Source organism: Bacillus sp. FSL M7-0791 (assembly GCF_038627085.1).
Taxonomy (GTDB): Bacteria; Bacillota; Bacilli; order Bacillales; family Bacillaceae; genus Bacillus; species Bacillus safensis.
This window is the reverse complement of record NZ_CP152022.1, coordinates 2,100,707-2,125,895: the sequence shown is the minus strand read 5'-3', so window position 1 is coordinate 2,125,895 and position 25,189 is coordinate 2,100,707. Positions and strand designations below refer to the sequence as shown.

34 protein-coding genes are annotated in these 25,189 nt (G+C 41.5%); 28 read left to right on the top strand and 6 right to left on the bottom strand.

The features are described 5' to 3' along the window. Window positions 1-3: 3 nt before the first annotated feature. The 4 genes from MHI08_RS10835 to MHI08_RS10820 form a co-directional block, all read right to left on the bottom strand. On the bottom strand, window positions 4-1,239 hold the full coding sequence (locus tag MHI08_RS10835) for an MFS transporter (RefSeq protein WP_342499622.1): 1,236 nt from the start codon (window positions 1,237-1,239) through the stop codon (window positions 4-6). A 199-nt stretch (window positions 1,240-1,438) separates the two neighbouring features. Next, complete coding sequence (locus tag MHI08_RS10830; protein WP_041117889.1) at window positions 1,439-1,783, bottom strand: YolD-like family protein; 345 nt, start codon at window positions 1,781-1,783, stop codon at window positions 1,439-1,441. Between the two features lie 15 nt (window positions 1,784-1,798). After that, window positions 1,799-3,031 carry a DNA polymerase IV gene (locus MHI08_RS10825; protein ID WP_342499621.1) on the bottom strand — a complete coding sequence of 411 codons (1,233 nt, stop codon included), beginning with the start codon at window positions 3,029-3,031 and terminating at the stop codon, window positions 1,799-1,801. 152 nt (window positions 3,032-3,183) lie between these two features. Continuing rightward, a complete protein-coding gene (locus tag MHI08_RS10820; protein WP_024422888.1) occupies window positions 3,184-3,633 on the bottom strand; it encodes a YfmQ family protein in 450 nt (149 codons plus the stop codon). 279 nt (window positions 3,634-3,912) lie between these two features. Here MHI08_RS10820 and MHI08_RS10815 point away from each other — a divergent pair, with 279 nt between their 5' ends. From MHI08_RS10815 to MHI08_RS10790, 6 genes are all read left to right on the top strand, one after another. Next, window positions 3,913-4,392, top strand: coding sequence for a GNAT family N-acetyltransferase (locus MHI08_RS10815; RefSeq protein ID WP_024428048.1), 480 nt, complete (start codon window positions 3,913-3,915; stop codon window positions 4,390-4,392). Next, on the top strand, window positions 4,389-5,363 hold the full coding sequence (locus MHI08_RS10810; protein WP_342499620.1) for a GNAT family N-acetyltransferase: 975 nt from the start codon (window positions 4,389-4,391) through the stop codon (window positions 5,361-5,363). Before MHI08_RS10815 ends, MHI08_RS10810 begins: the two co-directional genes overlap by 4 nt. A 79-nt stretch (window positions 5,364-5,442) precedes the next feature. Beyond that, on the top strand, window positions 5,443-5,769 hold the full coding sequence (locus tag MHI08_RS10805; protein ID WP_024428050.1) for an iron-sulfur cluster biosynthesis family protein: 327 nt from the start codon (window positions 5,443-5,445) through the stop codon (window positions 5,767-5,769). Window positions 5,770-5,781: 12 nt separating this feature from the next. Further along, window positions 5,782-6,021, top strand: coding sequence for a YqkC family protein (locus MHI08_RS10800; RefSeq protein WP_024422884.1), 240 nt, complete (start codon window positions 5,782-5,784; stop codon window positions 6,019-6,021). Between the two features lie 27 nt (window positions 6,022-6,048). Continuing rightward, on the top strand, window positions 6,049-6,195 hold the full coding sequence (locus tag MHI08_RS10795; protein WP_155762198.1) for a hypothetical protein: 147 nt from the start codon (window positions 6,049-6,051) through the stop codon (window positions 6,193-6,195). Between the two features lie 128 nt (window positions 6,196-6,323). Continuing rightward, window positions 6,324-7,586, top strand: coding sequence for a tetratricopeptide repeat protein (locus MHI08_RS10790; protein ID WP_024428051.1), 1,263 nt, complete (start codon window positions 6,324-6,326; stop codon window positions 7,584-7,586). 26 nt (window positions 7,587-7,612) lie between these two features. On the opposite strand, the gene MHI08_RS10785 is transcribed toward MHI08_RS10790, so the two are convergent. After that, a complete protein-coding gene (locus tag MHI08_RS10785; protein WP_056767231.1) occupies window positions 7,613-8,539 on the bottom strand; it encodes an alpha/beta hydrolase in 927 nt (308 codons plus the stop codon). A gap of 123 nt (window positions 8,540-8,662) precedes the next feature. Here MHI08_RS10785 and MHI08_RS10780 point away from each other — a divergent pair, with 123 nt between their 5' ends. Both MHI08_RS10780 and MHI08_RS10775 read left to right on the top strand, forming a co-directional pair. Next, window positions 8,663-8,887, top strand: coding sequence for a YqkE family protein (locus MHI08_RS10780; protein ID WP_056767226.1), 225 nt, complete (start codon window positions 8,663-8,665; stop codon window positions 8,885-8,887). Between the two features lie 195 nt (window positions 8,888-9,082). After that, complete coding sequence (locus tag MHI08_RS10775) at window positions 9,083-9,487, top strand: antimicrobial peptide LCI (protein ID WP_342499619.1); 405 nt, start codon at window positions 9,083-9,085, stop codon at window positions 9,485-9,487. Window positions 9,488-9,622: 135 nt separating this feature from the next. Here the strand turns inward: MHI08_RS10775 and MHI08_RS10770 are convergent, their stop codons facing one another. Beyond that, window positions 9,623-10,546 carry an aldo/keto reductase gene (locus tag MHI08_RS10770; protein ID WP_342500194.1) on the bottom strand — a complete coding sequence of 308 codons (924 nt, stop codon included), beginning with the start codon at window positions 10,544-10,546 and terminating at the stop codon, window positions 9,623-9,625. A gap of 168 nt (window positions 10,547-10,714) precedes the next feature. Between MHI08_RS10770 and MHI08_RS10765 the strand changes: the two genes are divergently transcribed. The 20 genes from MHI08_RS10765 (at window position 10,715) to spoVAE (ending at window position 25,188) form a co-directional block, all read left to right on the top strand. After that, window positions 10,715-11,272 carry an NUDIX hydrolase gene (locus MHI08_RS10765; RefSeq protein ID WP_122631067.1) on the top strand — a complete coding sequence of 186 codons (558 nt, stop codon included), beginning with the start codon at window positions 10,715-10,717 and terminating at the stop codon, window positions 11,270-11,272. Continuing rightward, window positions 11,269-12,450, top strand: coding sequence for a TIGR00375 family protein (locus MHI08_RS10760; protein WP_342499618.1), 1,182 nt, complete (start codon window positions 11,269-11,271; stop codon window positions 12,448-12,450). The genes MHI08_RS10765 and MHI08_RS10760 overlap by 4 nt, the downstream gene beginning before the upstream one ends. Next, a complete protein-coding gene (locus MHI08_RS10755) occupies window positions 12,437-12,889 on the top strand; it encodes a GNAT family N-acetyltransferase (protein WP_056767217.1) in 453 nt (150 codons plus the stop codon). Before MHI08_RS10760 ends, MHI08_RS10755 begins: the two co-directional genes overlap by 14 nt. A 68-nt stretch (window positions 12,890-12,957) precedes the next feature. Further along, window positions 12,958-13,179, top strand: coding sequence for a hypothetical protein (locus MHI08_RS10750; RefSeq protein WP_039179694.1), 222 nt, complete (start codon window positions 12,958-12,960; stop codon window positions 13,177-13,179). Between the two features lie 111 nt (window positions 13,180-13,290). Next, window positions 13,291-14,421: a S8 family peptidase gene (locus MHI08_RS10745; protein ID WP_342499617.1), complete on the top strand. Its 1,131-nt coding sequence runs from the start codon at window positions 13,291-13,293 to the stop codon at window positions 14,419-14,421. A 116-nt stretch (window positions 14,422-14,537) separates the two neighbouring features. Continuing rightward, a complete protein-coding gene (spoIIM, locus tag MHI08_RS10740) occupies window positions 14,538-15,182 on the top strand; it encodes a stage II sporulation protein M (protein ID WP_047204127.1) in 645 nt (214 codons plus the stop codon). A gap of 110 nt (window positions 15,183-15,292) precedes the next feature. Next, window positions 15,293-15,745, top strand: a complete 453-nt coding sequence (fur, locus tag MHI08_RS10735) for a ferric iron uptake transcriptional regulator (protein WP_003215577.1) — start codon at window positions 15,293-15,295, stop codon at window positions 15,743-15,745. A 117-nt stretch (window positions 15,746-15,862) separates the two neighbouring features. Next, window positions 15,863-16,090, top strand: a complete 228-nt coding sequence (locus MHI08_RS10730; RefSeq protein WP_024428058.1) for a YqzK family protein — start codon at window positions 15,863-15,865, stop codon at window positions 16,088-16,090. Window positions 16,091-16,096: 6 nt separating this feature from the next. Beyond that, on the top strand, window positions 16,097-16,987 hold the full coding sequence (gene xerD / locus MHI08_RS10725) for a site-specific tyrosine recombinase XerD (RefSeq protein ID WP_039179686.1): 891 nt from the start codon (window positions 16,097-16,099) through the stop codon (window positions 16,985-16,987). 153 nt (window positions 16,988-17,140) lie between these two features. After that, window positions 17,141-18,325 (top strand): phosphopentomutase, encoded by a 1,185-nt coding sequence (gene deoB, locus MHI08_RS10720; RefSeq protein ID WP_073206181.1) that lies wholly within the window; start codon window positions 17,141-17,143, stop codon window positions 18,323-18,325. A gap of 11 nt (window positions 18,326-18,336) precedes the next feature. Continuing rightward, window positions 18,337-19,149 carry a purine-nucleoside phosphorylase gene (locus MHI08_RS10715; protein WP_056767204.1) on the top strand — a complete coding sequence of 271 codons (813 nt, stop codon included), beginning with the start codon at window positions 18,337-18,339 and terminating at the stop codon, window positions 19,147-19,149. A gap of 125 nt (window positions 19,150-19,274) precedes the next feature. Continuing rightward, window positions 19,275-20,462 (top strand): D-alanyl-D-alanine carboxypeptidase family protein, encoded by a 1,188-nt coding sequence (locus MHI08_RS10710; RefSeq protein ID WP_098677455.1) that lies wholly within the window; start codon window positions 19,275-19,277, stop codon window positions 20,460-20,462. 161 nt (window positions 20,463-20,623) lie between these two features. Next, window positions 20,624-20,977, top strand: a complete 354-nt coding sequence (gene spoIIAA, locus MHI08_RS10705) for an anti-sigma F factor antagonist (RefSeq protein WP_024422866.1) — start codon at window positions 20,624-20,626, stop codon at window positions 20,975-20,977. Continuing rightward, complete coding sequence (gene spoIIAB, locus MHI08_RS10700; protein ID WP_024422865.1) at window positions 20,974-21,414, top strand: anti-sigma F factor; 441 nt, start codon at window positions 20,974-20,976, stop codon at window positions 21,412-21,414. The genes spoIIAA and spoIIAB overlap by 4 nt, the downstream gene beginning before the upstream one ends. 13 nt (window positions 21,415-21,427) lie before the next feature. Beyond that, window positions 21,428-22,195, top strand: coding sequence for an RNA polymerase sporulation sigma factor SigF (gene sigF / locus MHI08_RS10695; protein WP_024422864.1), 768 nt, complete (start codon window positions 21,428-21,430; stop codon window positions 22,193-22,195). A 114-nt stretch (window positions 22,196-22,309) separates the two neighbouring features. Beyond that, window positions 22,310-22,930 carry a stage V sporulation protein AA gene (locus MHI08_RS10690; RefSeq protein ID WP_024422863.1) on the top strand — a complete coding sequence of 207 codons (621 nt, stop codon included), beginning with the start codon at window positions 22,310-22,312 and terminating at the stop codon, window positions 22,928-22,930. Further along, entirely contained in the window at window positions 22,920-23,336 is a 417-nt protein-coding gene (locus MHI08_RS10685; protein ID WP_024422862.1) for a stage V sporulation protein AB, read from the top strand. The genes MHI08_RS10690 and MHI08_RS10685 overlap by 11 nt, the downstream gene beginning before the upstream one ends. A gap of 20 nt (window positions 23,337-23,356) precedes the next feature. After that, entirely contained in the window at window positions 23,357-23,809 is a 453-nt protein-coding gene (gene spoVAC / locus MHI08_RS10680) for a stage V sporulation protein AC (protein ID WP_024422861.1), read from the top strand. Between the two features lie 12 nt (window positions 23,810-23,821). After that, window positions 23,822-24,838, top strand: a complete 1,017-nt coding sequence (gene spoVAD, locus MHI08_RS10675; RefSeq protein WP_056767201.1) for a stage V sporulation protein AD — start codon at window positions 23,822-23,824, stop codon at window positions 24,836-24,838. After that, window positions 24,838-25,188: a stage V sporulation protein AE gene (spoVAE, locus tag MHI08_RS10670; RefSeq protein ID WP_007501045.1), complete on the top strand. Its 351-nt coding sequence runs from the start codon at window positions 24,838-24,840 to the stop codon at window positions 25,186-25,188. The genes spoVAD and spoVAE overlap by 1 nt, the downstream gene beginning before the upstream one ends. Window position 25,189: the final 1 nt, after the last annotated feature.

Below are 25,189 nucleotides of genomic sequence, written 5' to 3'. Positions count from 1 at the left end.
TTTTTAATGATCTCCACTTACTTTAACAGCTATGGCTGCTGCCGATCGCTTTTTTAGACGGTAATATCCAATGAGTAAGAATGGAACGCCTGCGATGGTGATCATTGACAAGACCGTAAAAATGGAGAGGGGATGGGCTGCGCCAAAATAGTCAATGCACAGTCCGCCGACAAATGGTCCGATGACACTGCCGAGCTGAGAAAATCCCATCGCCCCAAAGTACGATCCCTTCACTTCAGGCTTTGCAATATTGTCTACAAAAAGATCCATCATCGCAAACAGCAGAACTTCCCCAATTGTAAACACGACAATGATGAAAGCAAGCATGCCGAGACTTTGTGAAAAAGCAATGGCAAACAAACTGCCGGCAAGAAGAATATTCCCGGTGGTCAGCGACAAAATGGTGGAGTAGCGCTTTGCAATCATGATGAGCGGGTATTGTATGACAATGACAACCACTGCATTTAAAGATAAAAGATATCCAAACAGTTTAGGACCATCCTCAATCATAGGTGACGCTGATAAGTATTGAGGCAGCGTTGAGCTTAAATGCGAATACCCGAACGAACATAAGGTAACGCCGATGAGGATGATGCTAAAGACTGTATCTTTTTGGATAATGGAAAGGGCTTTTTTGACGCTGATTTGTTTCGTGTTTTCTGGAGCAGCAACTGGATGCTTCTGAAATTGCCAAGCCAGCGTTAATCCGTATAACAAATAAATGAAGGCAGCGACAAGAAATGGAAATGTTGTTTTCGATGATCCAAGATATAAGCCAAGCAGCGGGCCGAAGATTACACCGATGTTAATGGCCGTATACCGTAAATTAAAAACAAACAACCGAATACTTGATGGGGTGACATCAGATAAGAGCGCCTTAGACGTTGGTTCAAACAGTGCCCGGCACAGTCCGTTTAAAGCGTTCATGAGAAAGAAGACCCAAATGGCATCTGCAAATGCAAAGCCAACAAAAACAAGTGTCCAGCCGAAGATGGATAGAAGCATGACTTTTTTTCTGCCGATTCGGTCAGAAACATAGCCGCCGTAAAAACTCGCCACGATCCCAATAAGGGAGCTGACGGCAATGATTAACCCAGCTGAAGAAGCTGAGGCCCCTTTGACTTGTGTCAAATAAACGGCTAAAAAAGGAATGCTCATAGACGTCGCCATTCGGCCGAATATGGTACCGATGATGATTGTCCAACTAAATGGATGTAAAGTACGTAAGTTATTTTTCATGCTGTTTCTCCCCTGAGTGTTAAGATGTTCCAATCATACATGAAAAATTGTGCAAATTAAATACACAATTTGATGGAGGAGACATCCGTCATATGGCAGAGGAGCCTTTAATGGCCCCGCAAATTCGAAGTCTTGTTTTTTTCTCCCGGTGCTTCTATGTCTTTTAGTATGCTGATTCGTACGATCACTTAAAGACAATTTAATCAAGATCAATCGCGACAATTTGCTGCAAGGACAGGTGGAGAACATCTTCATCATTGACGATTTTTATGCGCTGCGTTTCATAATGAATGGTTTTCACCCAGCCCCAAAACTGCTGTTTCATACCTGCTGCAGCATATGTTACGCAAATCGCTTGGTCCTCTGTAATCGACTGTGTGATCAAAAAATTCATTTCCTCTAACTGATCAGTACTCAGCGAAGGAGGCGTGTATTCTTTTTTCTTCCGTTTTTGAGCAAGCAGCTGTTCACGGTGCTCTGGGAGCATCATTCGGCTTGATTCCCACATGATGTTGTATCCAGGTGTTAATTTATTGGGATTCATGGCTGTTCGCCTCCGTTATTTGTAATGTCCACCAATTTTTTCGGCGCGGTGATACGCCTGCCCTGCGCTTGTTAGTGACGAAGCGTGCAAGAGTGCAGCAGGTCCATACTTCATATGGATCGCATCAAATACTTTGCTGAGTCTGTCTTTTTTGAAATGGTGATCAAATAAACTCAGCTGATAGTGGCTGTCAGGCTGCAGCTGCGAGAGAGTAATACCTACACTGCGAATGGGCTGGCCGTCCCAGTGCTGCTGACATAGCTGAATAGCTGCGTCTGCAATATCTGTCCCGTATTGTGTGGGGGAATGGAGCTTGATTTGTCTATGAAATCCAGTCGGATGAGAAAAATCAGCGCCTCTTACGCCAACAGACACCGTTTGCCCAACATAATGCTTAAAGCGCGCACGTCTTGCCACTTCTTCACTCAATTCAAGAAGGGCGACTTTGATGTCCTCAAAGGACGCATAATCATGGGGAAGGGTCATATGATGCCCAACCGCTTTTTGCTGATCATGTGTGTGAAGAGTGACCGGGGAAGGGTCGTGTCCTAAAGCTGTTCGCTGCAGAAGCTCCCCGTTGATTCCCCAACGTTTTTTTAGCCGGTCTAACGGATAAGTAGCAAGTGTCCCAATGGTACTGATGCCCATTCGTTTTAAATGGTGCTCCATTCGTTTGCCGACGCCAAATAGTTTTCCAACCGGAAGCGGCCATAAATCTGCCGCCACCCGGTCTGTACGAAGTTCATAGATGCCAGATTTGTTTTTTTTAGCAAAATGGTCACAGGCCATTTTAGCGAGCACTTTATTAGGACCAATGCCAACACGTGCGTAAATGCCCGTCTGGTTCATAATAGTCGTTTGTATATTTTGGGCGATCTCGCGGGGTGAACCGAGTAGTGTCACACTCCCCGTAATATCGAGAAACTGTTCATCAATTGAATAGGGTTCGACAAGATCTGTGTATTGTTCAAGCAGTTCTGTCATCATGACAGAGACATCAAGGTAGCGCTGCATACGTGGACGTACGACGACGGCTTCAGGGCATTTCTCCTGTGCTTCCCATAATCTTGATGCATTTTGTACGCCCCGTTTTTTAGCGAGCGGGCAGGCCGCAAGTACGACCCCGCTCCGCCGCTCGGGATCTCCTGAGACGATGAGCGGCACATCCTTCAAATGGGGAGCCTCCACTTTTTCGACTGACGCATAAAACGACTGCATATCCACAAGCAGAATGGCTCGTTCATTCATGATTTTCACCTCTTAGAACGTATGTTCTGTATACATTGTAACCGCCAGAAGGTGAAATTGATACTGGTAAATCATTCAAAGAGAAGAGTGTAAATCCATACAAAAAAGACGAAGTGTCTCCACTTCGTCTCATCTGGGTAAAATGAGTCATTTTAAGCATGTGCCAAGTTGTTGGATGTTTGGAGCGGCTCAGAACGCAAACGATAGGCCGTTAGTTTTTTCTTAGGCTTATGGGTAAACTGCCGCACCACATCCACGTGGTCATCGTAATGATACAGATAAAGGGTTACATCATGCTTGCCAAGCTTTGTTTGCATGGTAAGCGGTGCCGGCCCTTCCTGCGGATGAAGAAAGCGCTCTTCGTCACCAGGATAAATATAATAGCGTTCAATAAAGATCGCATCATTAAAATGTTGAATAATTTCGGATGTTTGCTGATCATCGAGTGGACGTCCTTGAAACGTCATCGTTGTTTGATCACTTGTTACTTTTGCATGCACCGCATAACGACTAAAAAGGCGTTCAACAACACCCGAAGGCAGCGAAGTGACAAGCAGCTTTAAAAGACTAAACACAACAAGTGAAGTAACAATCCAAACCAATATCATCATCTCCAATAAACGTTTGTTCCATTTCCTATATGAACCATCTTAACATAACAAAAGAATAAAACTTTCGCACAAAAAGTGAACTTTTTGAAATAAGTGTGAAGATTTTAAAGGAGATGACAGCGAAAGAACGAAGAACCAACAAAGCTGAAAGGAAAAAAGGCTGATACATCACCTTTACAAACAATTGATCAGACAGGTAGACTATTGAAACCGTTGATTTTTTGTGAAAAAAGAGCGGTACAGCTAAAAATGAAAAGGGGCGAGGCCATCATGATACGTCAAGTGAAGCCGTCAGATTTTTATGCGGTCACATCCGTCATTCAAAGCTGGTGGGGAGGCAGAGATTTACGAGCGAAATTGCCAAAGCTATTTTTCGAACATTTTCAGCAAACAAGTTTTGTCGTTGTTGAAAAAGGTGAACTGATCGGCTTTTTAGTCGGTTTTTTATCGCAATCGCATTCAGATGAAGCGTATATTCACTTTGTTGGGGTACATCCAGACCACCGGAAATTGAAGATTGGCAAAATTCTCTATCAAGCGTTTTATGAAGCGGCTGAAAAGGAAGGAAGAACAACGATTAAGGCTATTACAGCTCCTGTCAATAAAGTCTCGATTGCTTACCATACAAAGCTTGGTTTTCAGATAGAAAAGGGAGATAAAACAGTGGATGGCATTTCAGTTTTTTCAGATTACGACGGCATTCATGAAGACCGGGTGCTATTTGTGAAAAAGCTGGAGGCGAAAGCATGATCATCAGACTGGATCAAAAAAATGAAGAACAAGCGAAAGAGCTGTTACATATCCAATTGGCTGCATATCAGCGGGAGGCAGAACAAATTGGCTATCAAGATTTACCGCCCTTAAAAGAAACGGTTCAAGACATAATAGAAACAGATGAGATTTTCATAGGCTTTGAAAAAGAGGGGCATTTGTTAGGAATCGCTTCATATGAACTGCATGATGATCGGATCATCCTCAGCCGGTTAGCTGTGCACCCACAACATGTCAATCAAGGAATCGGGACAGCGCTCCTGCAATCCATTATTCAGTATCAAAAAACAATCGAGCTCACAACAGCAGAGGCAAATACACCAGCAATCAAGCTTTATGAAAAACTAGGGTTTAAACAGAAGGCCCGTTTGCAGGTGGAAAACAAGCTGATGTTAACAAAGATGGAACGTTTGATGCTTCGAAAGGTGGAAGTGATTGAATACCAATCGAGCTGGCCAAAACAATTTCAAGATGAGCATGACAAGCTGAAAAAGATAGTTGGCGACAACTGGGTATATGGCCACCATATTGGCAGTACGTCAGTCATAGGAATGGCGGCTAAGCCAATTATTGATATCTTGCTAGAGGTGAAGCATATCAGCTCCTTAGATGAGTGTAACCCCCTGTTTCGCCAGCTTGGATATGAACCGCTCGGAGAAAATGGACTCAAGGGAAGACGTTTTTTTAGAAAAGGCGGCTTGAACCGAACACATCACGTTCACGCCTATGAAGCCGGACATGATGATGTAAAAAGGCATTTGGTGTTCCGAGATTATTTAAAAGCTGCACCTGATCGTGCCAAAGCCTATGCAAATAAAAAGCGTCAATTGGCAAAAGCCTATCCTGAAGATATGGCAAGTTATATCAAAGGAAAAGATGAGCTCATTAAAGAAATTGAACAAGAAGCGTACAATTGGTCAGACCAGTTAAAGACAAATGATCAGACATAAGAGCTAACAGGGCGTGAACATGTTTAATTGATGACTGATATGTTACAATGTAACAATCAACGAAAAAAGGATGTTCGGCATGTATATTCATATAACAGAACCAGCAGCAGCGTTCCTTACAAAACAACAAGCAGGGCATGAAACAAAAGAACTGCTCCTTCGATATGATTCAGATGGGTGCGGCTGTGCGGTAAGCGGTGTCCCAATGATTTGGCTCACAGGTGAAAGAACAGGCGAATGGGAAGAACTCAAGCATAATCAGCTCTTTAAGCTGTACATACACACAGCACAAAAGGTCTTTTTTGACGAGGAAATGACGATTGATTTTAACGAAAAAGCCAACACACTCATGTTGAAAAGTCCTCAACAAATACTCAGCCCGAGAATGGGTATACTTGTAAAGTAAGGTGGAAATGTAGTGGATCAAAAGCTAAAAGTGATACAAAATACGGCACAAAATAAAACATGGGTGTCGTTTTTAAATAACAATCATCCCTATAGCCTTTTGCACTGGTCAATAGGTGGAATGGATTCGGTGAAAAAGGATGTTTGGCTTCTTCAAGATGAAGTCACATTTGAAACAGAAGAATTTCCAACGCTCGAATTAGCTGTCAATTGGATCAAAGAGAATATGGACCAAGTAACAGATGTATTATAAAAGCCCTTTTTCGGAAGGGTTTTTTTCGTGCGTTCATCATCTCATCAAACCGCATGGCTGTCTAATCCGGAAAATGATCTTTTGGGAACGGAAAAAGCCGTTTTTCAACAAACAATTCGACAAAATGAGCAAGCTGGAAATAAAAAAATAATGGCTGTAAATGCCGAAAAATAGGCATTTGTAGCGTTAATTGCGGGATACCGAAAACTTTGCGAAAAATGACATTTCATATTTCTTCCATTCGAGGAAATGTGATAGAATACAACATGTATCGTATATGAGAAGGGAGGTGCTAAAGTGAATTGAAGCTCAAGCTGTCATCGCCTCAGGTTGGAATCAAAATAAACGAATGGTATAGGCAGATTTGCGGTTTTCATGTGATGAAAGCAGAGAAACTGAAGGCGGAGATCGAGCAGGAAATCCTGGAGATGGAGCAGGATCAAAACTTGTTATTGTTTTACCAGCTGATGGATTTTCGCCACAAGGTGATGCTTGAATATTTTGAACCGGCAAAGAAAGCCTCGAATGATGAAGAGATTAAGAATTTGCTAGAAACGATTGAACATTCACAAACGAAATTAACGGATATGCTTGAATACTATGTTCATTTTTTCACAGGAATGTTTGAATTTGAACAGAGAAACTATTTAAGTGCCATTGCTTATTACCGCTCAGCAGAAAAAAAGCTCAATCTCATATCAGATGATATAGAAAGAGCAGAATTTTACTTTAAATTAGCAGAAATTTACTACCACATGAAACAAACCCACTTTTCGATGCACTATGCCTTGCAAGCGTTAGATACGTATTCTGCCTACAGAACGTATACGCTGAGAATCATCCACTGTGAATTTGTCATTGGTGCAAACTATGATGATTTGAAATGCTATGAACATGCATTGCCCTACTTTAAAAATGCTCTAAAGCGAGCACGCTCAATTGGAAACCCTCGAGTCATAGGTTCGGCCCTTTTCAACTTAGGTAACTGTTATTATCAAATGAACGATCTTGCGGAAGCAAGCCGTTATCTGAAAGACTCTATTGAAGTGTTTGAAAAGGAGAATTTAACCCATCTTAATCGCTCTCTAGACCCACTATTTATGCTGACACAAATCCTGTTTAAACAAAAACAAATAGAAGAGTCGTTAACCCTCTATCAACAAGGTATTATGAAGGCCTGTGAATTAGAAGATGAAATTTACATCTGTAAATTTCAGTTCTTAAAAGCATTATACGTTGATGCAGACATAACAATCATAGACGATACATTAGACCTGCTCGAGGACAAGCGCTTATACCCAGATATTGAGGAATTGGCACTTGATGCGGCTCATTATTACAATGAGCTTGGACTGTTTGAAGTATCTACCCGGTTTTACGAAAGGAAAATTCAAGCCATATCAAAAATCCAAAATGGGGGTCATTTATATGAAAACGAGTTTGATAGTTCTTTTATTGGCAGCAACTGCAGGATTATCGGTCATGAGTCAGCAGCAATCGGAAGAGAGCCATATGGAGCTTGCGGGCAGACACCATACAACAGTGGTGACTATCGTATAAGTTAGCTCAAAAAGAGGGGACGAACTGCTGTTCATTCTCCTCTTTTATTTTCATTCAATTCAAATTTTTGAAGAAATGCTTGAATTTCTTGCTCATAAGCTTCCTTATTTTCGCTAAAAGACATTGCATGCGCACCGTGTGGCGCAATAAATAACTGTTTGTCACCCTTTTTTCGTGCATATAACTGCTGACTTTGCTCACAGGGGATATAGTCGTCATGGCGGCTATGAATAAAAAGTACAGGTTCTTTCACCTGATCAATCACATCAAGAGGGGAAACTTGCCGGATGCGGTATCCATCCCGCCATTTTAACACTTGATCACTTAGTGGAAGAATCCACTCTCCTGAAAGGCGAAAATCTGTTTTTAATCGATAAAGAAGCTGGTCCTCAAAAGAAGCAAAAGGGCAGTCTGCTATGTAAAAATTGGCGTTTGCTTCCGGCTTTGCAGCATATAACAAGGTCGTGACTGCACCCATTGATTCTCCGTGTATCCCAATGATGGCACTTTCTCCGAGTTTTTGTCTGAGCCACTTTACGATCTTTGCTAGATCTTCTTTTTCATAATATCCATAACTTGTGGTTTTCCCGCCGCTCATTCCATGTCTCCTATGATCATAAAGCATCACATTCCATCCGAGCTTTTGGAATAATTTCATATACTTAACGGAGTTAATCAAGCTGACTGTAACACCGTGGCAAAGGACGATTGTGCGTGTTGTATGTGGATACGGCACAAAATAGCCATGGAGATCATAACCAAATGCTGAAGGAATACACACTTTCTCTTTTTTAAGCTGTTGAAATTCCTCATGATGATAATGGCCTCCATCTGATTCTCGTTTGATGAGCTCTTCATCCGTTAATTTTCGAATATACATCATTTTATTGGTGAAAAAAATGCCGATTGCAGCGAGTGGACATAATATGAAGGCAAATATAGCGATCCATTTCTTCATCTAGCCGATTCTTCCTTTCCGGAGTTTTTTCTATGACGATCATACCACATCTTGGGAGATTGGCGTGCCTCTTGCTCAGAAAATAAAACGGATGATACACTAAGTCAAAAGGAGAGAGGCACAATGAAAAAGACCAAACAAGATCAAGTGAAATTAAAGGACGGCATAAACGATGATGTCAAACAGAAGCTTCTTCAAATGAAGCAGAACCTTGCCGTCGAAACAGAAAAAAGAGAAGAACAAAAACGACAAGACCTCCTTCGGCAGCAGAAAGAAAAAGAAAAAAACAAAAGCTTTTCAGAACTGCTAGATGAAAGCCATTTAGACTGGCGAAAGTATAAAAGCTAAAAAAGAGGGCGATGATGCTCTCTTTTTTTCATACCATCATTTTAAGATAGATCTACAGCAGAAACATAGAAGTGCTAATAGAGAAAAGCACTTCTTCCCCCTTCACATCACTTCATTTCAGAATCGTGACAGTATGATATCTACAGTCAAACGAAACGAAATCCCATAACTTAAATTTAAGATAGAAGTAAAAAAGTGAGTATTGAATTATTTAAATCCCTTTTTATTGAAAATATGGTTATTAAGACCCTTTTGATAGAGGATCATTCTCCTTATAATGAAGGTGTATTACAAAATTTGGGAATGGAGATGATTCACATGAAATTGAGAAAAACAATGGCTGGAGTCGCTTTATCTTTAGGATTGCTTTTACCTGTTTCTGGACAAGCTCTTGCTACAAATGATTTAACGAATGCTGATTTGAGTACAAAGGCTACTTCAATTGTAGATTGTTCTGTAACCCCTTTTAAAGGCGCAAGTAATCGACTATGTATGTATTCAGATAATGGTTCTTTTGCAAATAGTTTCAGTCGCTTTGGTACTACATTTTATCTTAAAGGCAAATCTGGAAATTATGCATATTATGAAAGTGCAAGATAAGGACAACGGGGCTTTTAGCCCCTCCTCATTTTTAATAGAGAAACACTAGCATCATACATACGCTAAAATAAAAAGATTGTAGAAAAACATGAGTTCTTCTACAATCTGAGAGATCACATCATGTGATCTTTTTTGTTATTTGAACCGGTGCGCCTCATACACAGATGGTTTTGTATAGTAAGTTAATGCTTTGATTTCTTGATCACTTAAAGAACGTGCATTTGCTGCTGCTATATTTTCTTTTAACTGATCCACCGAGCTTGCACCAAATACAACGGAACTGACCGCAGAATGTTTCAGTATATACTGAATGGACAGTTCAGTGAGTGATAGGTCATAAGCGACTTTCTTTAAAGAAGGAATGATCTGCTGAAGCTCTTCAAATGAATATTGAAGATAGCCGTTTTTTTGAATCGCTGCACTTGCTTGAGAAAGTGGCTTTTCAGTTAATAATCCTTTCGCTAAAGGACCTCTTGAGACGACACTAATGCTTTGTTCTTCAAGTAGAGAGAACCATTCTTCTGGGCGGCGGTCGAGTAAACTATATTGCATCATCACGCTTACGATATTGGACTTTTTGGCATATTCTTTAATGACATTTGGACGGATAGATGAAATGCCATAATAGCGAATTACGCCTTCTTCTACTAACTCTTCAAAAGCCTCAATCGTTTCATCAATGGGGTCATCAATCGTGCCTCCGTGCAATTGATATAAATCAATATAATCTGTTTGAAGCCGCTTGAGGCTTTGTTTTACTGCTTCCTTTATGTACGCTTTTGAAGGATCCCAGTCCCAGCCTGGTTTGCCTTTTTCAAAGCGGTTGCCGCCTTTTGTCGCCAAAATCAAATCCTGCCGTCTGTTTTTAATGGCTTCCCCGACAATTTCCTCATTTGTTCCAAAATCATATAAATCGGCTGTATCCAAATAGTTAATTCCGAGATCAATGGCCTCATCTAATAAAGAGAGCGCTTTTTCTTTTTCCGTCCCAAGAGACATGCATCCTAGTGCCGCCTCGCTCACTAAGAGATCTGAGGTGCCAATTCGTCTTTTTTTCAATTCCATCACACTCCTATCCTTTCACATTAAGTGAAAAAAATCAGGAATTCAAGCTAGGTGATTTCAAATGGCGCATTGAAGCAAGCGTTTCGCTTTTCGCTTCTCTTAAATCATCTATGTTAAAATAAATGAAGTAAAAAGTGAAAGTAGAACGAGGAGCTGACAAAATTGAAGGACTTTGAAGAAAAAACATTATCGTCGAAAGAATTATACAACGGAAAAATCATTGATTTGGTTCTTGAAGATGTAGAATTGCCTAATGGAAAACAAGGCAAACGCGAAATCATTAAACATCCTGGTGCAGTAGCCGTCATTGCACGTACAGCCGAAAATAAAATCATCTTGGTCAAACAATACCGTAAAGCACTAGAGAGAGCCATCGTTGAAATTCCGGCCGGAAAACTAGAAAAAGGGGAAGAGCCGGCACATACAGCATTAAGAGAATTAGAAGAAGAAACAGGATATACAACTCAGCAGCTTCAAAAGCTGACGGCCTTTTATACATCACCTGGTTTTGCAGATGAAATTGTTCACATCTATCTAGCAGATCAGCTAGTTCCACTTGAAGAAAAAAGAGAGCTGGATGAAGATGAATTTGTCGAAGTGATGGAAGTTTCATTAGAAGAAGCCTTGCACCTCATTGAAGAGCAGCATATTTATGATGCAAAAACAGCCTATGCCATTCAGTACTTACAACTGCAAGAGGTACTTGAGTCAACAAAATGAAGGAATTTTTTGCAGACATCCATATCCATATTGGCAGAACAAGAACAGGCAGAGCTGTCAAAATTACAGGTGCAAGGTCACTGACAATTGATCAAATTCTTATTGAAGCAGCAGAAAGTAAAGGGATGGGGATGATTGGTGTGATTGATGCACAATCTCCAGAAGTCCTAGAAGAATTAATAGAAGGTGTAGAGGAAGGCAGGTACACTGAACTAAATGACGGCGGTTTATCATTTGGACAGACAGTGCTGCTTTTGGGCAGTGAATTAGAAATCAATGATGACCATTCAAAGGGTCCAATTCATGTGCTGGCATTTATGCCCACACTACACAAAATGTCTGAGTTTTCCGCATGGCTTTCGCTTCATATGAAAAATGTGCATTTGAGTTCACAGCGCCTCTATGTTGATGGGAAAACACTTCAGCGCAAGGTTAAGGAGCTGGGAGGATTGTTTATTCCTGCTCATATTTTCACGCCGCATAAAAGTCTATACGGCAAAGGGGTCAACACTTCTTTAACGGAAGTATTTGATCCTGACCTTATTGATGCTGTTGAGCTTGGTCTTAGCTGTGATACGTCAATGGCGTCCCAGTTGAGTGAGCTGAACCGGTATCCCTTTTTAACGAATTCAGATGCTCATTCTTTAGGGAAAATCGCGCGAGAATATACAAAAATCAAAATGGATCATGCCTCTTTTGCCGAATTCAAGCTAGCCCTTGAAGAAAAAGATGGTAGAGCTGTTACAGGAAATTATGGGCTTGCTCCGCGGCTTGGGAAGTATTATCATACGACCTGCGAGAAATGCGGGGTTAGACCTCACGCACCAGATCAAAAAGAGTGCCATGTATGCGGACATACACGGATGACAAAAGGAGTAAGTGAACGTTTAAAAGAGCTTGCTGACCAAGGAAGTGAAAAAAGAACGAGACCTCCTTATGTTCATCAGCTTCCGCTTCAGTTTATTCCGGGAGTTGGGCCTAAAACACTGGAGAAGCTAAAAGCCGTGTTTCACACAGAGATGAATATTTTACATCAAGCAACAGAACAAGAACTAAAAGCCGTTCTGCCAGAAAAGACAGCGGGCTACATCATCAAAGCAAGGAAGGGCGAAGTCGGACTCATCGCTGGTGGAGGCGGAGTGTACGGTAAGGTGGATATCAATCATGAGTCACATTAAATGGACATGTCAAACGTTTGAACAATTGTCAAAAGAGGATCTTTACTTGATTCTCATGGAAAGAGTCAACGTGTTTGTTGTAGAACAAACATGCCCTTACCCTGAAATTGATCACAGGGACCAAGAAGCGCTTCATCTCATCGCAAAAGAGAACGGCGTCATTGTGGCGTATTGCCGCATTTTCCAAAACGGGATCATGTACAAAGAGGCGTCCATCGGCCGCATTCTTGTGACGCAGGCCGGCCGGAAAAAAGGCTATGGAAAGCTGCTGCTCATCAAGGCTTTAGAAAAGCTTAGTGAACTAGGTGAAACAAGTGTCAAAATACAGGCGCAAGCCTACCTGAAGTCATTTTACGAATCATTTGGTTTCAAGGCCGTCTCAGATGTTTATGATGAAGATGGGATTCCGCATCTTGATATGGTGAAAACAGAAAGATAGACGTGTATACGTCTATCTTTTTTATGAAACATCGTGTATCATAACGTCAACGAAAGGGGTTTTGCCAAATGGGAAAAAGCAAAGCAAAGAAAAAACGAGAGCATATCCAAAGGCAGCACAGCCGTAATCCAGAACTGTCGAGAGGAAACATGCCGCATTTTAGCACACACGAAAGGAAGACAAAAACAAAACAAGAAGTCTTGCAACACATGATGAAAAAACATAAAGGACGAAATGCTTATGATCACTATCAAGAGGATCATAAGCATTTTTATTTTGCTTTTTTGTGACAACTAGATCAAATAAATGGAAAAATTTTAAAAAATAGGACAAACGGTCGTTTCTTTTTGTCTAAAAATGTAGTTAAATGACAAAAAGAAACGAAAGGGAGAGTGAGTATCGTGAACGTCAAGTCATTTGGAGCAGGGCTTTGTATGGCAAGTGTGCTTGTGGCATCGGTCATGTTTGGCGCGTCAGATATTTCTGCAAAGGAGCAAGCAAAAAAAGAGTACATGATCGGCTTTTCTTCTTCCGTTCAAGACAAAATACAAAAACAGCTTGTAGAAGAAGCTGGCGGGCATGTGAAAGAATCCATAGAGCAAATAGATATGATGAAAGTGTCGTTGAATGAGACATCGAAAAAGAAACTGAATGAAGCAAAAGAAGTGACCTTCATTGAGGAAGATCAAAAAGCAAAAACAAGCAGTCAAACTGTTCCATATGGCATCAAAAGCATCAAAGCACAAAAGGTACATAAACAAGGATACGCTGGACAGAATGTCAAAGTAGCAGTTCTTGACAGCGGTATCGACGGCAAACATGAGGATTTACATGTCACCGGCGGGGTGAGCTTTGTACCGGCAGAGTCTGATCCGCTTGTTGATCCGCATGAACATGGAACGCATGTGGCAGGCACAATTGCCGCATTAGATAATAAGGTAGGTGTCGTTGGTGTTGCGCCAAAAGCTTCTATCTATGCTGTCAAGGTGGCAGATGAAAATGGTGACGGCTACTATAGCTGGATCATAAAAGGGATTGAATGGGCCATTGAGAATGACATGGATGTCATCAATATTAGTATGGGGGGAGCAAGTGAATCTGAGGCGCTGAAAGAAGCGGTAGATCGAGCGTATGATAAAGGGATTCTCATTGTGGCTTCTGCAGGGAATGAAGGAAGCTATGGCTCTCTCAATACGATTGACTATCCGGCTAAATACAGCTCAGTGATGGCGGTTGCCTCTGTTGACCAAAAAAAGCAAAGAGCCTTTGATTCATCTGTTGGCGAGGAAATCGAAGTCTCAGCACCAGGCGTTTCAACGCTGAGCACCATTCCTCATAACGAATACGGCTACATGAGCGGAACGTCAATGGCATCACCGCATGTAGCGGGCGCTGCGGCTGTTATTCTATCAAAACATCCGAATCTGACAAACGATGAAGTGCGTGAGAGACTGTCAAAAACGGCGACAAAACTTGGAGAACCTTTTTATTACGGTGCCGGGCTTGTGAACGTACAAAAAGCCGCACGATAAATGAAAAAGAGAAAGCAGTGAGCAGGCTGCTTTCTCTTTTTTCTTTCAATAAAACTGTCATGTTTCGTAATCTCTCTCATAGAATCTAGTAACCTTACGATTTGGGAGGAAGACACATGCGGAAAAAGTCTTGGAAGGAGCATCTTCTTCAGCACGTAAAAGATCATCTCTCGATTTATTTATTTGTCTCTGTACTCTTTTTAATGGGTGTGATCTTCGGTGCCATCATTGTCAATAGCATGACATTCAGCCAGAAAGAGGATTTATTCTATTATTTAAATCAATTTTTTGGTCAGCTGACGAATGAGAAAGCAGCAGAATCAAAAGAAATGTTTTTACAAAGCTTCCTGCATCATATGAAATATTTAGGCCTTATGTGGATACTGGGAATATCTATCATTGGTCTGCCGCTCATCTTTCTCATGATCTTTTTAAAAGGAATTGTTGTTGGGTTTACTGTTGGTTTTCTCGTGAATCAAATGGGGCTGAGTGGATTTTTTCTCTCGTTTGTATCGGTGCTTCCGCAAAACATTCTGCTTATTCCAGCCTATTTAGTGATTGGCACTTGTGCGATTGCGTTTTCCATCCGTCTCATTGGACAGCTCTTCATGAAAAAAACCATCAGTCAAGCACCCGTCCAGTGGTTTGGCCGGTATGCATCGGTTCTGCTGATGATTTTAGCGCTTGCTGCACTTTCATCTTTTTTTGAATCGTACATATCATTCATGCTGATGAAAAAGCTGGCAGGTGTTCTTTTATAATTGTTATTAATTAATAATCAATTTATTTATCAATTTAAAATGATTATAGTTGGCTCTCAGCACATCATTTGATATAATGATCAAGTAATGTGGCGTAGGAGGGAAAGTCAATGGAAAATAGGATTGATCGAATTAAGAAACAGCTTCATTCTTCCAGCTACAAGCTCACGCCACAGCGTGAAGCCACAGTAAGAGTACTGCTTGAGAATGAAGAAGACCATTTAAGTGCAGAAGATGTATACCTCCTCGTAAAAGAGAAGTCTCCTGAAATTGGTCTTGCTACTGTTTATCGGACGTTAGAATTGCTCACTGAACTGAAAGTTGTTGATAAAATTAACTTTGGAGACGGCGTTTCGCGATATGATCTTCGCAAAGAAGGAGCCGCTCACTTCCATCACCATCTTGTCTGCATGGAATGCGGAACAGTCGATGAGATAGAAGATGATTTATTAGAAGATGTCGAAGAGATTATTGAACGTGACTGGAAATTTAAAATTAAGGATCATAGATTGACATTCCATGGTATTTGCCACCGGTGTCATGATGATGAATCCGGCAAATAATCCGAATTGGAACCTTTTCATTTAAGATGAAGAGGTTTTTTGCATTTTCGCTGTATATTCCTTGTCCTACCTGGCATATGCTGAAGTAATGAGAAGGTGAGAAAGGACTTGAAGATCATGCGAAAATGGCTCAAAACAACAGGTGAAGTGATCAAAGTATTTATCTTGTTCACAGGTTTTACCGTCCTGTTCTATTATGCTATGATATGGATAAATTCAGAATATGAAAGCTACCATCGTTATGATAAACCAGAGGGTGCAGCAATTAAAGTGATGGAAATGGATCAGCCGAATCAAGACAATTGGCAAGACCGATTGATTTATTTTTATCAAAACGGGGAGTAGAAATCATTGAACGATCAATTATCCGACTTTATTCATTTTATGACCGTAGAGAGAGGACTCTCTGAAAATACCATTGTTTCTTATAAAAGAGATTTGCAGAACTACTTGTCTTTTTTAATGACACATGAACAGCTGACGGATATTAGCGATGTCACGCGCCTGCATATCATTCATTATTTAAAGCAGTTAAAAGAGGAAGGGAAATCGAGTAAAACGTCTGTACGGCATCTATCATCGATCCGTTCCTTTCATCAATTTCTGCTTCGGGAAAAAGTGACAACGGATGACCCGTCATGGAACATTGAAACGCAAAAAACAGAGCGGACATTACCGAAAGTTCTATCATTAGGGGAGGTCGAAAAACTGCTTGATACACCAAATCAGCACACTCCCTTTGACTACCGAGACAAAGCAATGCTTGAGCTCTTATATGCAACAGGCATTCGCGTCAGTGAAATGCTGGATCTGACCCTTGCAGATGTGCACCTCACAATGGGCTTTATCCGCTGTTTTGGAAAAGGAAGAAAAGAGCGAATTGTGCCAATCGGTGAAGCTGCCGCAAGCGCAATTGAAGAATATATCGAAAAGGGAAGAAGCAAGCTGTTAAAAAAACAGCCGTCCGATGCCCTGTTTCTCAATCATCACGGGAAAAAAATGTCGCGCCAGGGCTTCTGGAAGAACTTAAAGAAACGAGCCATTGAAGCAGGGATTCAAAAGGAGCTGACGCCTCATACGCTCAGACATTCATTTGCTACACACCTGCTTGAAAACGGTGCGGACTTAAGAGCTGTACAGGAGATGCTCGGGCATGCCGATATCTCAACAACACAAATTTATACACATGTGACGAAAACAAGACTGAAAGATGTGTATCACAAATTCCATCCAAGGGCATAAGTAAAGCATGACACGATGAACGGGTGTCATGCTTTTTCATCTTTAAACCGTTTATGGTTGTCAACTGGCTTGTAAACGGTTTATACTTGAGATGTCTGACCTCTTACTGTTTGTAAGGTCAAAAGACAAGAATATTGAAGGAGGCGCTTTTTAATGCCTGATTATCAGTATAAACGCATTTTCCTCGTCGTCATGGATTCAGTAGGGATTGGGGAAGCACCAGATGCTGCTGATTTTAATGATGTAGGTGCAGATACACTTGGACATATTGCTGAAAAAATGAACGGGCTTCATATGCCGAATATGGCGAAGCTTGGGCTGAGTCATATTAAAGAAATCAAAGGAATTCCAGCGGATGAAAAACCGCTTGCGTATTATGGAAAAATGCAAGAAGCATCAAATGGTAAAGACACAATGACAGGGCACTGGGAAATCATGGGTCTTTACATAGACACACCGTTCAAAGTCTTTCCAGACGGATTCCCAGATGAACTATTAAATGAATTAAAAGAAAAAACTGGCCGAGGTATTATTGGAAATAAACCTGCGTCTGGTACGGAAATTTTAGATGAGCTTGGCGAAGAGCACATGAAAACAGGCGATTTAATCGTTTATACATCTGCGGATTCTGTGCTGCAAATTGCTGCGCACGAAGAAGTTGTGCCATTAGATGAGCTTTACCGTATTTGTGAAATTGCCCGTGAACTCACATTAGATGAAAAATATATGGTTGGACGGATTATCGCTCGTCCGTTTGTGGGAGAGCCTGGTGCTTTTGTTAGAACGCCAAACCGTCATGATTATGCGTTAAAACCATTTGACCGTACAGTCATGAATGAACTGAAAGATGATGGGCTCGATGTCATTGCGATCGGAAAAATCTCTGATATTTATGACGGCGAAGGAATCACATCATCTCTTAGAACAAAATCGAACATGGATGGAATGGACAAGCTGATCGATACACTTAAAACAGACTTTACAGGACTCAGCTTTTTAAACCTTGTTGATTTTGACGCTCTTTACGGACATAGAAGAGATCCAGAGGGTTATGGAAAAGCATTAGAGGAATTTGACGCACGTCTTCCTGAAGTATTTGACCTGTTGAAAGAGGATGATCTTCTTGTGATCACAGCAGATCATGGTAATGACCCAGTTCATCACGGAACAGATCATACAAGAGAATATGTTCCGCTCATTGCTTACAGCAAAAAGCATCAGGAAGCAAATGAACTGCCAACAGCAAAAACGTTTGCTGATCTTGGGGCAACCGTTGCAGATAATTTCAAAATAACGATGCCAAAATATGGAACAAGCTTTTTATCTAAACTTAAATAGGGGGAAATCTCGTGGGAGCACAGTTTTCAGAAGCGGCGGCATACATTAAACAAGCATCGACATATGTACCAACAGTTGGATTGATTTTAGGATCAGGGCTTGGCATTTTAGCAGATGAGATTGAAAATCCAATCAAAATAAAATATGAAGATATTCCTGGATTCCCTGTTTCAACAGTAGAGGGACATGCAGGGCAGCTCGTGATCGGAACGCTGAAAGGCACTGTCGTTTGCGCGATGCAAGGACGTTTTCATTTCTATGAAGGATATGATATGAAGCAAGTGACGTTTCCTGTCCGTGTGATGAAAGAAATTGGCATTGACACATGCATTGTCACAAATGCAGCCGGCGGTGTGAATACGTCATTCCGTCCAGGAGATCTCATGCTGATCACAGATCATATCAATATGATGGGAACCAATCCATTAATTGGCCCAAATGACAGTCAAGGCGTTCGTTTCCCTGATATGTCTGCACCGTACGATAAAGAATTGCTGGCACTTGCAGAAGAAACAGCCCAGCGTTTAGGCATATCTGTACAGCAAGGGGTTTATGCAGGGATGACAGGCCCTTCATATGAAACACCTGCTGAAGTTCGTTTCTTAAGAACACTTGGAGCAGATGCTGTTGGCATGTCGACTGTTCCAGAAGTTATTGTTGCGCGTCATGCAGGAATGAAAGTGCTTGGCATTTCATGCATTTCCAATGCGGCATCTGGTATTTTGGATCAGCCGCTGTCTCATGATGAAGTGATCGAAGTAACGGAAAAAGTGAAAGCGAGTTTTCTTGATTTAGTAAAAGACATTGTCAAACAACTTTCATAGCATGTGTCCAGAAGCCTTCTGCTACCCAAGCAGAAGGCTTTTTTATTTGTAATCATACGATCTCTGAATAAAACAGCCTGTATGAGGAAAAAATAGAAAGGATTACGATAATGGAGGTCTGCCACTTGAAACGTCATATATGTGCATTGTTTATTTTAATGATCCTTATCTCAATGGTTTCACCATCAGCGACAGCAAAAGAAAAGATTGAAAAACCAGGAGAAAAACAAACATCAGAATTGGCACACGAAGCCAAATCAGCGATCTTAATAGAACGTGACACGGGAAAGGTGCTTTACAACAAAAACAGCGATGAAAAGCTTGCACCCGCAAGTATGACCAAAATCATGACGATGCTTCTTATCATGGAAGCTATTGATCAGGGTAAACTGAAAATGACAGACAAGGTCAGAACGAGCGACTATGCAGCGTCCATGGGAGGGTCGCAAATCTTCCTTGAACCAGGAGAAGAAATGACCGTGAAAGAAATGCTGAAAGGCATTGCGATTGCTTCAGGAAATGATGCTTCAGTTGCCATGGCAGAGCATATTGCAGGATCTGAAGAACAGTTCGTAGAGCAGATGAACAAAAGAGCGAAAGAGCTTGGCCTCACCTCAACAGTCTTTCAAAACCCAACAGGACTTCCTGAAAAAGACCATTACAGCACAGCTCACGATATGGCAATAATGGCAAAAGAGCTGTTGAAATACGAACAAATCACCAAATTCACAGGTGTCTACGAAGACTATCTCCGGCAAAACACAGATAAAAAATTCTGGCTTGTCAACACAAACCGTCTAATTAAATTTTATCCAGGGGTCGATGGGGTGAAAACAGGTTTTACAGGTGAAGCGAAATACTGTTTAACTGCATCTGCTAAAAAAGGTAACATGCGCGTCATTGCGGTTGTCTTTGGCGCAAGCACGCCGAAAGACAGAAACGCTCAGGTAGTCAAAATGTTAGATTACGCATTTAGTCAATATACGACTCATCCGCTTTACAAAAGAGGGCAAGATGTGGCGGAGGTCAAAGTGAGCAAAGGGAAAAAGAAAAACATTCAGCTCGTTACTTCTGAACCGATCTCCCTTTTAACGAAAAAAGGCGAAAATGTGGATCAGATCAAAAAAGAAATCAAATTGTCTCATGATGTCAAGGCTCCATTTTCAAAAGGAACGGAACTTGGTACGATCGTCTTGAAAAAAGATGGAAAAGTGCTGCATGAAAGTCCTGTAGAAGCAAAAGAAGGAATGGAAAAGGCAAGCGTTTGGACTTTCTTCAAACGGGCGATGGCTGATTTTGTAAAATGGAAATAAAAGGCGAAAGGCTGCTGTAATTGGCAGTCTTTTTGCTATGAGGAAAAAGAAAAGAACATCTAAATGTGACGAATGGTCACTAGTTTTGTCATGGTGAAGGATTTACTTCATATAAAAGAGAAACATTCATTATCCGAAATTAGAGCAAGGAGGAATAAAAAATGAGCCTTGGTATTGATTTTCAAGTAAAAGAGAGCGTACTTTGCATTCGGTTAACAGGAGAGCTCGATCATCACTCCGCAGAAACATTGAGACAAAAGGTGACGAATTATTTGGAAACAGAGGACATTCGCCACATTGTGCTGAATCTAGCTGATTTATCGTTTATGGACAGCTCTGGACTCGGAGTGATTTTAGGAAGATATAAGGAAATTAAGCAGCTTGGCGGGGAAATGGTCGTCTGTGCCATCTCGCCAGCGGTGAACCGGTTATTTGATATGTCTGGCTTGTTTAAAATCATTCGGATGGAGCCTTCAGAACAAACGGCTTTGCAAACATTGGGGGTGGCATCATGAGAAATGAAATGAACCTGACTTTTTCGGCATTAAGCCAAAATGAATCGTTTGCGAGGGTGACAGTCGCGGCATTTATCGCTCAGCTTGATCCGACTTTAGATGAATTAACAGAAATCAAGACCGTCGTATCTGAGGCAGTGACAAACTCCATCATCCATGGCTATGATGGGAATCCAGATGGCAAGGTGCATATCCATGTCACATTAGATGATCATGTCGTTTACCTCACCATCCGTGATGAAGGTATGGGTATTACCGATCTTGAGGAAGCAAGACAGCCGCTTTTCACCACAAAACCAGACTTAGAGCGCTCTGGCATGGGCTTTACCATCATGGAGAATTTTATGGATGATGTCATGGTGGACTCATCTCCAGAAATGGGCACGACCATCCGTTTAACAAAGCATCTATCAAAAAGCAAAGCGCTTTGTAATTAAAGGAGCTGCTCATATGGATGTGGAGGTAAAAAAGCAAGCTAAAAAAGCCCAGCTGTCAAATGATGAAGTCAAAGAGCTCATCAAAAAAAGCCAAGACGGTGATCAGCAAGCAAGAGACCTCCTCGTAGAAAAAAACATGCGTCTTGTTTGGTCCGTTGTTCAGCGCTTTTTAAATAGGGGATATGAACCAGATGATCTATTTCAGATTGGCTGTATTGGACTGCTGAAATCTGTTGATAAATTTGATTTGTCATATGATGTAAAGTTTTCAACGTACGCCGTCCCTATGATCATTGGAGAAATTCAGCGATTCATTCGGGATGATGGAACGGTCAAAGTCAGCCGTTCATTAAAGGAACTCGGAAATAAAATTCGGCGGGCAAGGGATGAATTGTCTAAGTCTCATGGAAGAATGCCGACCGTTCAGGAAATTGCCGAATACCTTGATATCACACCAGAGGATGTTGTTCTCGCCCAAGAAGCAGTGCGCTCGCCATCATCCATTCATGAAACGGTGTATGAAAATGATGGGGATCCGATTACATTGCTTGATCAAATTGCCGATCATTCTGAGGAAAGATGGTTTGACAAAATCGCATTGAAAGAAGCGATCAAGGAATTAGAAGAACGGGAAAAACTCATTGTGTATTTAAGGTATTATAAAGACCAGACACAATCTGAGGTTGCAGAGAGACTTGGCATTTCACAAGTACAAGTCTCACGGCTTGAAAAGAAAATTTTAAAACAAATCCAAATGCAAATGGATCAAAAAGACAGCTAGCCAATTCGGCTGGCTTTTTTTGTGTGGTAATTACCGGTAAATCAAGTTCTATCAGTATGAGAACCATTTTTCACCACATACTATTTTTAACCCATCGTATAGGAAGTGACTTGGATGGACGGACAAATCTTTATTCGGCTGCGCCATCGAATCAAGACCGGTATTGATCAGCTCATTTATTTAGAGGATATCGCCCAAATCACTGGTGATGAGTTTGCTGTGCAAAAGCTTAGTAAAATGCCGGTGTATCATGTCAGCAAAAAGGATCGTCACATCGCCGTTCTTGATATCATGCATGTCGTCAAAACGATCAAAAAAACGTGGCCAGATATCGACATTCAAACCGTTGGCGGCTCTGAGGCCATTGTTGAAATTGATACAGGCAAACGCCAGCTTTCTCCCGTTTTATTTGTGTTTGTATGGCTCCTATTATTTGTTGGAGCGGCGCTTGCCATTATGAATTTCCACGAGGATGTCAGTATGCGTCTCGTTCATATCCGCCTATATGAAATGATCACAGGGAAAACGGTTGAGCATCCGTATTTATTACAAATTCCATATAGCTTTGGACTCGGTTTTGGCATGATTTTGTTTTTCAATCATGTATTTAAAAAGCGTTTAAATGAAGAACCAAGTCCGCTCGAAGTGGAAATGTTTAAATATCAGCTCGATCTCGATCATTATGTCGCACTCAATGAAAATAAAGAAACATTGAAGGATATCCATGATCGGTAAGTGGCTTTTTGTCGTACTCGTTGGACTTGGCGGCGGTTTAACGGTCGGAGCAGGATTTGTGGCTTTTCTTACAGTGCTTGGCATCATTCCCCGCTTAATGCAATTAACCAAAACGCAGCGCTTCATACAAGGGTACGAGGCGGCTGTTATTAGCGGGGCGGTTGTTGGCGGCTGGGCCACCTTAAGTCAAATACATCTTCATTTAACCAAATGGCTGGCGATGCCGGTCGGTCTTTTATCAGGCATCTTCGTCGGCATGCTTGCAGCTGCACTCACTGAAGTATTAAATGTACTTCCTATATTAACGAAAAGAATTGGAATGGACGGGAAAATTGTTTTGCTGCTCATGGCCATCGTCTTAGGAAAGGTATTTGGTTCACTATTTCATTGGCTTATTTATATTTAATCAATTGGAGGGAACAACACGTGTCGAGTTTAAAAGAGAACTATCCATCTAAGGTGAAAACGTATCAGCCCAAACCTCCTTATGTCCTCAACTGCATTAAGGCGTTTTTAGTTGGCGGTTTAATCTGTCTGATAGGTGAGGGGCTGCAACATTTCTATATCCACTTTTTTGATTTTAACGAAAAGACAGCAGGGAACCCGACAGTGGCGACCCTCATTTTAATTTCTTCTCTATTAACGGGTATCGGTATTTACGATAGAATCGGCCAGTTTGCTGGAGCCGGATCAGCTGTCCCGGTGACAGGCTTTGCTAACAGTATGACAAGTGCTGCCCTTGAGCATAAAAGTGAAGGGCTTGTTTTAGGTGTTGCCACAAATATGTTTAAACTCGCTGGGAACGTCATTGTATTTGGTGTCGTTTCGGCATATGTCGTAGGGATCATTCGATACGTCTTGGAAAAGATGTTTTCGTAGGAGGAATGAAAGGTGAAACTAACAGGTAAACAATCTTGGGTATTTGAGCACAAGCTTTATGTCAATGCAGAAGGAACTGCTGCAGGACCAAAAGAAAAAGAAGGTCCGATTGGTCATTTAATTGATAAAACGTACGATGAAATGCACTGTGATCAAAAAAACTGGGAAATGGCTGAAAGGAAGCTCATGGATGATGCGATATCAACCGCTTTATCAAAAGCAAATTTGCAAAAAAGCGATATTGATCTTTTGCTGGCTGGAGATTTACTCAACCAGAACGTCACAGCAAACTATGTGGCAAGAGAGCTGAAGATCCCGTTTCTCTGCTTGTTTGGGGCATGCTCGACTTCAATGGAATCGGTCGCCATTGCGTCAGCACTCATTGATGGAGGCTTTGCAAATAGAGCCATCGCAGCAACAAGCAGTCACAATGCGACTGCAGAACGCCAATTTCGTAATCCGACAGAATACGGGGGACAAAAGCCAGATACAGCAACAAGTACAGTAACTGGTGGCGGAGCCGTTATTATCAGCCAAGAGCCCTCTCAAATTCAAATTACGAGCGCAACGGTAGGCAGGGTCATGGATCTTGGCATTACAGATCCATTTGATATGGGATCGGCCATGGCACCAGCAGCGGCAGATACCATCAAGCAGCATTTAGAAGACTTAGGCAGAACAGTAGATGATTACGATTTGATTTTAACTGGAGATTTATCAGGCATTGGTTCACCGATCTTAAAGGATCTCTTGAAAGAAGAAGGCATTCAGCTTGGGCGAAAGCACGATGATTGCGGTTTAATCATCTATACACCCGACCAAAACGTATTCGCTGGAGGCAGCGGCTGTGCTTGTTCAGCTGTTGTGACATTTAGTCATATTTTTAAGGAAATGAAAGCAGGGAATCTGCAAAGAGTACTCGTTGTGGCAACCGGGGCGTTACTCAGCCCAATGATGGTTCAGCAAAAAGAGACCATTCCAACCATTGCGCACGGTGTCGTATTTGAGCGTGCAGGAGGAGAGAGCTAATGGATTATCTTATCGCTTTTGTGGCAGGCGGACTTATTTGCGTCATTGGCCAGCTTTTGCTAGATGTACTCAAACTCACGCCTGCACATGTCATGACTACTTTTGTTGTGGCAGGTACCATTTTAGACGGATTCGGTATTTATGATAAATTTATTGAATTTGCAGGCGCGGGCGCAACCGTACCAATTGTCAGCTTTGGTCATAGCTTGCTTCATGGGGCCATGCATCAGGCAGATGTGCACGGATTCATCGGCATCGGTATCGGTATCTTTGAATTAACCTCTGCTGGAATATCAGCTGCGATTTTATTTTCATTTATTATCGCACTTATCTTTAAACCGAAAGGATAAC

What these genes read in the sequence shown, in the direction of transcription:
- MHI08_RS10835 (WP_342499622.1), bottom strand. Translation starts at nt 1,239, where the DNA reads ATGAAAAATAACTTACGTACTTTACATCCATTTAGTTGGACAATCATC.
- MHI08_RS10830 (WP_041117889.1), bottom strand. Translation starts at nt 1,783, where the DNA reads ATGAATCCCAATAAATTAACACCTGGATACAACATCATGTGGGAATCA.
- MHI08_RS10825 (WP_342499621.1), bottom strand. Translation starts at nt 3,031, where the DNA reads ATGAATGAACGAGCCATTCTGCTTGTGGATATGCAGTCGTTTTATGCG.
- MHI08_RS10815 (WP_024428048.1), top strand. Translation starts at nt 3,913, where the DNA reads ATGATACGTCAAGTGAAGCCGTCAGATTTTTATGCGGTCACATCCGTC.
- MHI08_RS10810 (WP_342499620.1), top strand. Translation starts at nt 4,389, where the DNA reads ATGATCATCAGACTGGATCAAAAAAATGAAGAACAAGCGAAAGAGCTG.
- MHI08_RS10805 (WP_024428050.1), top strand. Translation starts at nt 5,443, where the DNA reads ATGTATATTCATATAACAGAACCAGCAGCAGCGTTCCTTACAAAACAA.
- MHI08_RS10785 (WP_056767231.1), bottom strand. Translation starts at nt 8,539, where the DNA reads ATGAAGAAATGGATCGCTATATTTGCCTTCATATTATGTCCACTCGCT.
- MHI08_RS10780 (WP_056767226.1), top strand. Translation starts at nt 8,663, where the DNA reads ATGAAAAAGACCAAACAAGATCAAGTGAAATTAAAGGACGGCATAAAC.
- MHI08_RS10760 (WP_342499618.1), top strand. Translation starts at nt 11,269, where the DNA reads ATGAAGGAATTTTTTGCAGACATCCATATCCATATTGGCAGAACAAGA.
- MHI08_RS10755 (WP_056767217.1), top strand. Translation starts at nt 12,437, where the DNA reads ATGAGTCACATTAAATGGACATGTCAAACGTTTGAACAATTGTCAAAA.
- MHI08_RS10750 (WP_039179694.1), top strand. Translation starts at nt 12,958, where the DNA reads ATGGGAAAAAGCAAAGCAAAGAAAAAACGAGAGCATATCCAAAGGCAG.
- spoIIM (WP_047204127.1), top strand. Translation starts at nt 14,538, where the DNA reads ATGCGGAAAAAGTCTTGGAAGGAGCATCTTCTTCAGCACGTAAAAGAT.
- fur (WP_003215577.1), top strand. Translation starts at nt 15,293, where the DNA reads ATGGAAAATAGGATTGATCGAATTAAGAAACAGCTTCATTCTTCCAGC.
- MHI08_RS10730 (WP_024428058.1), top strand. Translation starts at nt 15,863, where the DNA reads ATGCGAAAATGGCTCAAAACAACAGGTGAAGTGATCAAAGTATTTATC.
- deoB (WP_073206181.1), top strand. Translation starts at nt 17,141, where the DNA reads ATGCCTGATTATCAGTATAAACGCATTTTCCTCGTCGTCATGGATTCA.
- spoIIAA (WP_024422866.1), top strand. Translation starts at nt 20,624, where the DNA reads ATGAGCCTTGGTATTGATTTTCAAGTAAAAGAGAGCGTACTTTGCATT.
- spoIIAB (WP_024422865.1), top strand. Translation starts at nt 20,974, where the DNA reads ATGAGAAATGAAATGAACCTGACTTTTTCGGCATTAAGCCAAAATGAA.
- sigF (WP_024422864.1), top strand. Translation starts at nt 21,428, where the DNA reads ATGGATGTGGAGGTAAAAAAGCAAGCTAAAAAAGCCCAGCTGTCAAAT.
- MHI08_RS10690 (WP_024422863.1), top strand. Translation starts at nt 22,310, where the DNA reads ATGGACGGACAAATCTTTATTCGGCTGCGCCATCGAATCAAGACCGGT.
- MHI08_RS10685 (WP_024422862.1), top strand. Translation starts at nt 22,920, where the DNA reads ATGATCGGTAAGTGGCTTTTTGTCGTACTCGTTGGACTTGGCGGCGGT.
- spoVAE (WP_007501045.1), top strand. Translation starts at nt 24,838, where the DNA reads ATGGATTATCTTATCGCTTTTGTGGCAGGCGGACTTATTTGCGTCATT.